The sequence below is a fragment of the Streptomyces sp. NH27 genome (genome assembly GCF_056859195.1).
This window is the reverse complement of sequence record NZ_JACEGK010000303.1, coordinates 1-9,586: the sequence shown is the minus strand read 5'-3', so window position 1 is coordinate 9,586 and position 9,586 is coordinate 1. Positions and strand designations below refer to the sequence as shown.

7 protein-coding genes are annotated in these 9,586 nt (G+C 68.8%); 6 read left to right on the top strand and 1 reads right to left on the bottom strand.

Going from position 1 to position 9,586, the window contains the following annotated elements; genetic code table 11:
- Positions 1-377 precede the first annotated feature (377 nt).
- The 3 genes from AC13HU_RS23150 to AC13HU_RS23140 all read left to right on the top strand — a co-directional run bounded on the left by AC13HU_RS23150 (position 378) and on the right by AC13HU_RS23140 (position 4,244).
- Complete coding sequence (locus AC13HU_RS23150) at positions 378-533, top strand: hypothetical protein (protein ID WP_483043857.1); 156 nt, start codon at positions 378-380, stop codon at positions 531-533.
- 183 nt (positions 534-716) lie between these two features.
- Positions 717-3,320, top strand: coding sequence for a PA14 domain-containing protein (locus AC13HU_RS23145; RefSeq protein ID WP_483043856.1), 2,604 nt, complete (start codon positions 717-719; stop codon positions 3,318-3,320).
- Between the two features lie 465 nt (positions 3,321-3,785).
- A complete protein-coding gene (locus AC13HU_RS23140; protein WP_483043855.1) occupies positions 3,786-4,244 on the top strand; it encodes a hypothetical protein in 459 nt (152 codons plus the stop codon).
- A gap of 182 nt (positions 4,245-4,426) precedes the next feature.
- Here AC13HU_RS23140 and AC13HU_RS23135 read toward each other — a convergent pair whose 3' ends face one another.
- On the bottom strand, positions 4,427-5,341 hold the full coding sequence (locus AC13HU_RS23135; RefSeq protein ID WP_483043854.1) for a 2OG-Fe(II) oxygenase family protein: 915 nt from the start codon (positions 5,339-5,341) through the stop codon (positions 4,427-4,429).
- Positions 5,342-5,784: 443 nt separating this feature from the next.
- Between AC13HU_RS23135 and AC13HU_RS23130 the strand changes: the two genes are divergently transcribed.
- The 3 genes from AC13HU_RS23130 to AC13HU_RS23120 are packed head-to-tail and all read left to right on the top strand — an operon-like array spanning position 5,785 to position 9,503.
- Entirely contained in the window at positions 5,785-6,843 is a 1,059-nt protein-coding gene (locus AC13HU_RS23130; protein WP_483043853.1) for a glycosyltransferase family 2 protein, read from the top strand.
- Between the two features lie 53 nt (positions 6,844-6,896).
- Positions 6,897-8,585: a carbamoyltransferase C-terminal domain-containing protein gene (locus AC13HU_RS23125; RefSeq protein WP_483043852.1), complete on the top strand. Its 1,689-nt coding sequence runs from the start codon at positions 6,897-6,899 to the stop codon at positions 8,583-8,585.
- Positions 8,586-8,621: 36 nt separating this feature from the next.
- Positions 8,622-9,503, top strand: a complete 882-nt coding sequence (locus AC13HU_RS23120; RefSeq protein ID WP_483043851.1) for a phosphotransferase family protein — start codon at positions 8,622-8,624, stop codon at positions 9,501-9,503.
- Positions 9,504-9,586: the final 83 nt, after the last annotated feature.

Sequence of the window (9,586 nt, the reverse complement as noted above, 5' to 3'; positions counted from 1 at the left end):
GGGTGGGGAAGGCGTGGGCGGGGGTCGCCGCCGCGCGGGCACTGCCGCTGGTGCCGGCGACGAGTCCCGCGGTGGTGCAGCAGACAGCGAAGGCGACGGCCAGCTTCTTGCTGGGTAACGACATGGATCGGGCTCCTTGAGGTGGGGACGCGTGGGGTGCGTGGGAGTGATGCCACAGAGCTTGATTCGTTAGGAAGGTTTCCTAACGAACCTGTCGCACGCACAGACTCTGCCCGACTCCCCACGGGAGTCAAGAGGGCTGAACGCATTTCGTCCGGCGGCACGACCGCGCGGCGCGCGTCCCCCGGTTCCGCCGACGACTCCCCCGCGCTCGCGGGCCTCGTGGAGAATCCGGCCGGTCCCGGCGTACCCGCTGCATGGTCAGGCTCTCCGCCGGCGAGTGGGGCGCCGACGGCATGTGGAACCTCGCCTTCGTCGACCTTCCGCTCGCCGAAGGACAAAACGTCGCCACATTCGGCAAGGGCGACAACTACGCCGAACTCGACTTCGCGTTCCTTGCCGACGAGCTGTAGATCAATGCAGTAAAACGGCACCAAAACGACTCATGCGCAGTCATCGCACAGGGGGTAGACGTCGCTCCACCACCCTGCTTTCATTCCTACCGTCCGCTTTTCCAACGTTGGAAAGATGGCGGTGGGCGTATACCTCCGCCGTTCCCCGGACGCCGAATTCTCCCCCGGAGAGGTGTATCCGCAGTGAGATCAGGCAGATTCCGCCCGCTGAACCGACGCCGACTCGTCGCCCTGGTGCCCTTGCTGCTGGGCGCGGCACTGCTCGTCCCGACCACCGCCGGCGCCGACACCCCGCAGGGCCTGCGCGCGGACTACTACCTCAGCTCCGACGCCACGTCGCTGGACTTCGCGCAGTACAGCAGCACCGGCGTCGAGAACTCCCTCGACGTCCCCGACCTGCTGCCCACCCTGCGCGACTACGCGGGTTCCACCCTGAACGTCGCCGCGCGCTGGACGGGCCGGCTCGACGTCCCGGCCGGCGGCACGTACACGTTCTACATCAAGGGCGACAACGGCTTCCGCATGTCGCTCGACGGGTCGAGCGTGATCGACCACTGGACGACCGACTGGGACGTCCAGACGCAGTCCGAGCCGATCACGTTGACCGCCGGCCTGCACACCCTGGCGTTCGACTACAACCAGGGCGACGGCGGCGCATACATCACCACCGAGTGGTCGGGCCCCGGGATCACCCGGGAGGCAATCCCCGACTCCGCACTGCACCTGCCGGCCGGCTTCACCGCGCCCACCGTCGACGCCGCGGTCACCTCCTCGGGCAAGGCCGCGACCGTGCAGTTGCCCGCAGCGGTCACCTCGCTGCCGTCCGACATCGGCAAGCACCTGGCGGTCATCGCCGGCAGCAGTCGGTGGACGCCTGACATCGTTGTCAACCCCGCCGACACGTCTCAACTGCTGCTGACCGCGGGGAAGTCCGACATCCCCGCCGCGCTGAAGTCGAAGGTGCGGATCAGCTACGACGGGCAGGGCGGCCTGACCACCGCCGCGGGCCCCGCCCCGCTGTTCTCCGGCCTGGCGACCAACAACTCCACCTGGTACTTCGCCACCAAGTGGGCCAAGGACGTCAGCCCCAAGAACGCGCTCCCGGACTACCCCCGGCCGCAGATGACCCGTGACAAGTGGCAGAACCTCAACGGAACCTGGCAGTTCCAGGGCACCGCCGAGAACGCCGCGCTGCCGACGGGCAAGCTGAGCGGGTCGATCCTGGTGCCGTATCCGATGGAGGCGCCACTGTCCGGCGTCGCCGAGGACCACGACTGGTCGCTGTACCAGCGCACCTTCACCGTTCCGCAGAACTGGCGGGTCGGCTCGGGCAACCGGCTGAACCTCAACTTCGGCGCGGTGGACTACGAGGCGTGGGTCTACGTCAACGGCAAGCAGGTCGCCCACCACGTCGGCGGCTACGAGGCGTTCACCGCCGACGTCACCGACGCGCTGGCCGGCCGCGGGCCGCAGACCCTCACGTTGAAGGTCAAGGACACCATCGACCCCAACACGCCGACCGGCAAGCAGTCGAGCGACCCCAGCGGCATCTGGTACACCCCGTCCTCCGGCATCTGGCAGACCGTCTGGATGGAGCCGGTGGCCAAGGCGAGCGTCGACTCGCTGGTCCTGACACCGAACCTGTCCGACGACACGCTGTCCGTCACCGTGCGCCCGTCCGCCGGCACCCCCGCCCGGTCCCTGGTGAACGCCACCGCGTACGCGGGCAACAAGCCGGTGGGCACGGTCGTCGGCACCGTGGGCAGGAAGCTGACGCTGCGCGTCCCGCACCCGGAGTTGTGGAGCCCTGACCACCCGTACCTGTACAACCTCAAGGTCTCCCTCACCGACGGCCTTTCGTACGACTCGGTGGGCTCGTACTTCGGCATGCGGTCGGTGTCCGTCGCCAAGGTCGGCGGCGTGAACAAGGTCGAGCTGAACGGCAAGCCGACCTACCTGCTGGCCAACCTGGACCAGGGCTTCTGGCCGGACGGCATCTACACCGCGCCGACCGACGCGGCCCTCAAGTCCGACCTGGAGCTGGACAAGCAGCTCGGCTTCAACACGGTGCGCAAGCACATCAAGGTCGAGCCCGCGCGCTGGTACTACTGGGCCGACAAGCTCGGCCTGATGGTCTGGCAGGACATGCCGAGCCGCAACGTCGGGCCCGGCGCGAGCGAGGCCAGCGACCAGGCGTTCAGCGACCAGGCCCACGAGATCGTGGACCAGCACCTCAGCGACCCGTCCATCATCATCTGGACCATGATCAACGAGGGTTGGGGCGAGCAGTCCAAGGAGGCCACCGGCGCGCTGGCCGACTCGATCAAGCAGCAGGACCCGGGCCGGCTGGTCGATGCCGCGTCCGGCGTCAACTGCTGTGCCTCGCAGGGCGACTCGGGCCAGGGTGACCTGATCGACTACCACGTGTACCACGGTCCCGCGTTCCCGTCCCCGGACGCGATCCGGGCCGCCGTGGACGGTGAGCACGGCGGGTACTCGCTGAACGTCCCCGGCCACATCCTGGGCGTCTCCGGCGGCCAGAACTACGGTGGTGACGCTTCGACCATCGCGGAGCTGACCCAGGACTACGTCGACAACACCAGCCAGCTGCTGTCCGCCGCCGCCGGCAACCTGTCCGGCTCGGTGTACACGCAACTCAGCGACGTCGAGGGCGAGTTGAATGGGTTGATCACCTACGACCGCGCCGTCCTCAAGGTCGACCCCGGGCCGGTGCGGGACATCAACCGCAAACTCATCGCGGCCGGCGCGGCGGCGGGCACGTCCTGACCCCTTCCGGCAGTTGACACCTGCCGTCCCACCGGGACGGCGCCGGCCAGGCCCGGGTTCACCATCCACCCGCCAGTCGTCCCCGCGCGAGCGGGGGTTCTCCCTGGACTGGACAGGTCCCGCCGCCTGGCCCGGCGTCGTCCCCGCGCCGGCGGGGGTTTTCCGGGTGCCGACCTGGACGCGGTGGGGCCGGAGACGCTCACCGGTGCGAACTACCACAAGGCCCGCCCCCGTTCGCGGACACACGAACGGTGAGCGGAGATCGTGTGCCGCACCGAGCCGGCATGAGGTTCGTTCGCTCGGCCCGGGAAACCCGTTGGACCTGCTGACGGGGGCACGTCGTAGGGTTCGGGGCGCGGAGACGCGGTCGGCGGAGAGGGAACGGTGGATGGCGAGACTGTACGAGATCTGGCAGCGGGCGGAAGTGTCGCGCAGACTCGACGTGTTGTCGGGCTTCATCGCGATGTGCGTGACGGCGGACGACGCCGTCTCGCCCGGTTGGTTGCCGGCGCGGACGCGGCCCTCTCCGCCTCGCCCCCGGATGTGGTGGTCGCCTCGGAGTGTCTGGACGAGCTCGTCCGGTGGGCTGACACGGAGTGGGCCGATCACCCCTACCGTCCCGTGGAGGCCCGGCCGGACGAGGCCGACCGGCAGACGCGTGACTACGCCAAGGATCTCCGGCACGCCGCGCTCCCGGTCCGCGTCCGGGACGAAATGGGCCGCATCGAACTGAGTCTCGAGGTGGGGTTCCTGGCCCTGTGCCGCCAACCGGGGTTGGACTGTCGGATCCTCCAGGACGTCTTCTACGTCGCCGGGCGTGCCGCGATGGCCCTCGACCTCGGGCACTTGGAAGCGGCAGAGCGGGAGATCCGGCGCATGGAACAGGTGGGTTCCGTCGAGCCACGGGAGAGCCGCCGGGGCTGATTCGCGGATTTCCGAGGTCCACAGGTGTGGAACGATCTCTTCACGTGGCTGGTGTGATCACGGCGGGCACGCTCGGTCGGCGACAACATGAGTTGACCAGGGCCTGGGACTCTCGGCGTACGGGCGGGGCGGGGGCGCCTGTAGTTCGCGCCCGCGGCGCATCCGTTGCTTCACCAGCGTGGTTACCTGCCGAGGATCGACCTCAGTACGGCCACGTAGTCGGCGCCGGTGTTGAGCGGTGCATATGCGGGCGGATGGGCCGGACCGGTGAGAGCGTCCAGCGGCTGGACGACGACGCCGTAGTCCGGGCGGTGCTTGTACTGGATCGACATCCGGTCGCGGCGCACCGTCCTGACCCGGTGGGGGGCTGCCCGGTGCAGCCCGTTCGACCATCGCTGGACATAGTCGCCGAGGAAGACGAACAGCGCGCCGGGAACGGTGGGGACCTCCAGCCACCGCCCGTCGCAGTCACGGACCTCCAGACCTGGTTCGTCCTGGTCCAGGATGGTCAGCAGGGACAGATCGATGTGCGGTGACATCGCATAGCCAACCTTGGAGCCGACGTCGGACGGGTGACTCGCACCGTAGTAGTTGAGGCCCAGCCGGTGCAGCGGACCGCCTGCCAGGGAGGGGACGAACGAGTTCTCCGCCAGCCCCAGATCCAGAGCGCACGCGGCGAGGACGGCGTCGCCCAGGTGGGTCAAGTGATCGAAGAGCTCCAGGGACTTCGGGAACGGTGCGTGGTAGAAGTCCGAAGACGTCGGCAACGGGAGTTCGTCGGTGGTGTTGCCGACCCGGTACTGCTCGCATGCCTCCGTGCCGCCGTGGGTGCGGCTGCGTTCCCTGCCGAGCCCGCGGTACCCGAGGAACTGGGACTGCTCGGTGGCGTCGTACCGGCTCTTCTCCGCCGGGGACAGTCGGTAGAACCGCCGCATCTCCGCATAGACGTCCCTGATCAGGTCAGCAGGGATGCCGTGGTGGTGAACGAAGAAGAACCCCTTGAGCCGACATTCGGCGCCGAGACCGGCCGCGACCGCCTCCCGGTCCTTCGAGGTCCAGCCACCCGCGTGCCCCGGCAACTGTACGTGCGGTATCACCCGTGTCCTCCTGCCCCATCGCCGATCGGAACGTGCCGAGCCCGGCTCCCCGATTACGGGAGGACCTTCGAAGCATGTTCGGAACCAGACGCCCGAACCGCCGTGTCATCGTGAGGGCACCGCAGAATTCGTACAACCCCGCAGGATCGGCTTCCGGCCAACTCGGCAGGAATCTGCGTGCCGGCGACCGCGGCGCGAGGCCGACCTCTGGATGCACTCGATCCGGCACTGGCGGACGCCCCGAAGCGCCGTCGCCGCGCGGCTTCTCGAAGGGGCGTTGTCAACCGGACGGATGGCGGCGCTCGATGCACATTCGATCGCGGCGGAAGCACCCGAATACGCCAGTACTTCCAAGTTTTCGCGCCGGTCAACCGAGGGAAGAGAAGCACCCAGCGAGATTCTTCCGATACTTTCCGTGATTTCGGAGTGCGTGAGGGGGCTTGGTGCCTGCGTCCATCCAAGAGGCGTTGCGCGTCTCGGGCAACGACTACTCAGCTCAAGCGCATGCGTTCTCGGAGGCCACCGGAGGGCGGGACCTGGTCTTCGGCGGCCCGGGGCGGGCGAACGGGGCGCAAGAGCCGCGCGGGTCGGTGTCGGTGGTGATCGCGACGTTCAACGGCCGCCGGACGCTGCCCGTCACCCTTGCCGCACTGTCGCGCCAGCGGCATCGCGACTTCGAAGTGATCATCGTGGACGACGGCTCCGCTTCCCCGTTGGCACCGGTCGTGCTGGAGGCCGGCCTTGATGTCCCGGTCACGCTGGTCAGGCTCCCGGAGAACGGCGGGCTGTCCCGGGCCAGGAACATCGGAATCCAGTGCGCTCAGGGCGACAGCCTGATCTTCATGGACGACGACATGCTGGTCTCCGACGACTTGACCGGAATCCTGGCCACCCGGCAGAGCCACACCGAGGGCTGCGTACTCGTCGGCTTCCGTGAGGACGTCCACGACGACCGCTTCTTCGGCTCGCCGGGCCCGCCGCCACGGATCGAACGGGATTGGCGGTTGCACAGCGACGCGGTGGGCGAGTGCCTGCTCCTCGCCGCTGATCAGGATGCCCCTCGCCCGACCAGGACGGAATTCCGTCTGGTGGAGGAGAGTTCGCACTTCCGGGAGTTCGGTCGGGGCCGGGTGATCGGCTTCTGGGATCTGCCGTGCATGGTCACCGGGCACAGCATCTGCGTCAAGCGTGCTGACGCCGTCTCCGCCGGGGGGTTCGCCGAGGGGTGGTTCAGCGGCTGGGGGATCGAGGATCTCGCCTTCGGCGCGTTGATGGCAGCCCGCGGACACTTCGTCGTGCCCACGCTGAACTGGTCGTCGTTCCACCTCCAGCACGAGGGCCGCAAGGTGTCGCGTGCGGCGGAACAGCAGCAGATGCGGCACAACTTCGCCCGCTACCTGGACTACATCCGCGAGCCGGCAAGCGGTCGGAAACTACCCCGGCACCAGGTGCGGCGCGTCCGGCGGCCGACCGGCCTGACGGTCGGCGAACTCGTCGGCTGAGCGCTCTGCGCCACCGAGGCACTGCCCGTATCTCTCTCACCCTGGAGGCATGAGTGATCGTTCTTGGTCTGATCGGGCGACCCGACGAACCGCACTGCCACGACGCGGCGGCCTGTCTGGTCATCGACGGCAAGGTGGTCGGTGCGCTGGAACAGGAACGGATCAGCCGCCGACGGCACGCCCGGGGCGAAGGCCCGGAGGGAGCGGTGCGTGCCCTGCTCGACGCGTACGGCGTGCATCCGCGCGAGGTCGGGGCCATCGGGTACGCATGGGCGGACGCCCCCGACGGCGCATTGACACCGGACAGCGACATCCCCTGCGGAGTGCGCGTCAGCGACCGGCTGACGGAGACCATCCTGCCGACTCTGGCCGGCGAACTCGGAACCAGGGACATCGTCTTCTTCGACCACCACCTGTGCCATGCCGCGGGGGCGTACTACCTCAACCCGTACCCGACAGCGGACGTCCTGGTCGCCGACGGATGGGGAGGCGACGGCTCGACTTCCCTCTTCCACGTCGACAACGGCCGCTTCCGGCTGCTCGAACGCTACGACAAACTCTGGTCCCTCGGGATGATGTACGGCGCGGCCTCCGCCTACGCCCGATTGGGCTGGTGGGGCGCGGGCAAGCTGATGGGGCTCAGTTCCTACGGCCGCGCCAGCGGCGTGCGCTTCATGACCTTCGATCCTGCCGACGCCGCGTTCCGGCTGGATCGCGGGCTGCGCGGTTCGCTGGCCCACTCCCGGGACTGGAACCGGCTGGGCAGCCAGTGGATGGAGGCGTTCGAGAGCAGCGTCTTCCCCTACACGTCCTCCTCGGCCAACGCCTTCGACTACGCCCCGTTCGCCGCCGACGTGCAGGCCACCGTCGAGGAGTTGGGGCTGGCCATTGCCAAGCGGCTGCGCGCGCTCTCGGGCGAGGAGGCCCTGCTGCTGTCCGGCGGCGTCGTACTGAACGCCCATATGAACCGCCGGATCGCGCTGGAGAGCGGCTATCCCCAGGTCGCCGGCACCGTCGCGCCCAACGACGGCGGCACGGTCTTCGGAGCGGCGATGCTGGCGGAGGCGCTGTTCGGCGAGGCGCCCCGCCCGCTGGACAAGGGCGAGGCCGCGCCGGTCTTCTTCGGGCCGCCGGTCACCCCGAGGGACGTCGAGGAGTCGTTGGCCCGGGCGGGAGTCACCGCCAGGTCCCTGGAACCGGACCGCCTGCGGGAGTTGACCGTGGCGGCGCTGGACCGCGGTGAGATCGTGGCCTGGTTCGACGGCCGCAACGAGTTCGGGCCGCGTGCCCTCGGCGCCCGCAGCCTGCTCGCCTCGCCCAGGCAGCGCGGCGCCCTGGACCAGTTGAACCGCGTGAAGGAGCGGGAGGCATGGCGCCCGGCGGCCCTCTCGCTCACCGAAGGGGGCTTTCGGGAGTTGGGCATGGAACCGCCGGTGAGCGGGTTGAGCGAATACATGCTCTGCATGCACCAGGTCGGCCGGGAACACGCCGCACGGGCGATCGCGGGCGTCCACGTCGACGGCTCCACGCGGGGGCAGTATGTGCCGGACAGCGACAGCGGGTTCGGCGCGCTGCTCACCGCGGTCGGAGAGTCCTCCGGGCTTCCCGGACTGATCAACACCTCGCTCAACACCAAGGGCGAGCCCATGGTGCTCCACCCGGATCAGGCGATCAAGTTGATGGCCGAGTCGCCGGATGTCGACCTGCTGGTGATGCCGCCCTACGTGGTGGAAAGGATCTAACGACCTGGGGGCACACCGGAGATCTGGAGGAAGCACGTGATCGACAGCGCCCAGGCGATGTCCGTCGCGGCCATCCTGGGAGTGCGCCTGGCCGACTTCCGGGCCACCGACCGCGGCCAGGGGCGAACGTACTTCGCGTCGACGGCAGCGGGCGAACCCGTCCTGCTGAAGTGGCTCAAGGCGCCTTCCGGTGAGGTCGTCCGCTCCCTCCGGTACACCGAGGCGCTACGTAGGCGGGGCTGTCTCGTGCCCCGTACGCTGGCGCATGGCCCGGCCCTCGGCGGTTACGGAATCGTCCAGCAGCGGATGCCCGGGACGCCGCCGTACGGCAGGGTCAGCGCCGCGCTGCTGGAGCAGCTGCTCGCCACCATCGAACTCCAGTCAGGAGCGGGCCGGTTGGCGGCCGTGACCGCCGTGCCCCCGACCGGTGCCGTGACACTGGAACAGGTGGTGCACGGCGGGAGGTGGGGCTGGTGGCAGCCGACCACGACCAACGGCGAGGAGACAGCCGAGCTCTACACGCGGCTGCGCGCATGGGTCCGGGCCGTGCCCCGGCCCGAACCCCGCTACGACCTGGTCCATTTCGACTTCAACACGGCCAACGTCCTCGCGGCGCAGGACCAGCTGACCGGCATCGTCGATCTGGACCATCTCTCGGTCGGCGACAGGGCCACCGACCTGGTCTCCCTGGCCTTCCACTTCGACAAGCACGGCCGCTACGGCAACCCGCTTCCCGCACCTGACGTCGTGGACTCCCTCGCCGAACGTGCGCTGAAGCTGTCCGGTCGCCCGGGATGGCGCCACGCCGTCGCCTACTACGCCCTCCATCAACTCCAGTGGACCTGGCCGCCCGACGCGGCGGAACGGCTCGGAGTCAGCGCAGCCGTCATCCGCCGGATGATGGCCTATCCGGACTAGGACTTGTCCCGGGTTGCACCAAATGAGATCTCATCACTGAGAGTTATTGTCTAGATACTTTACGTGACCTATGATGTCTGGAC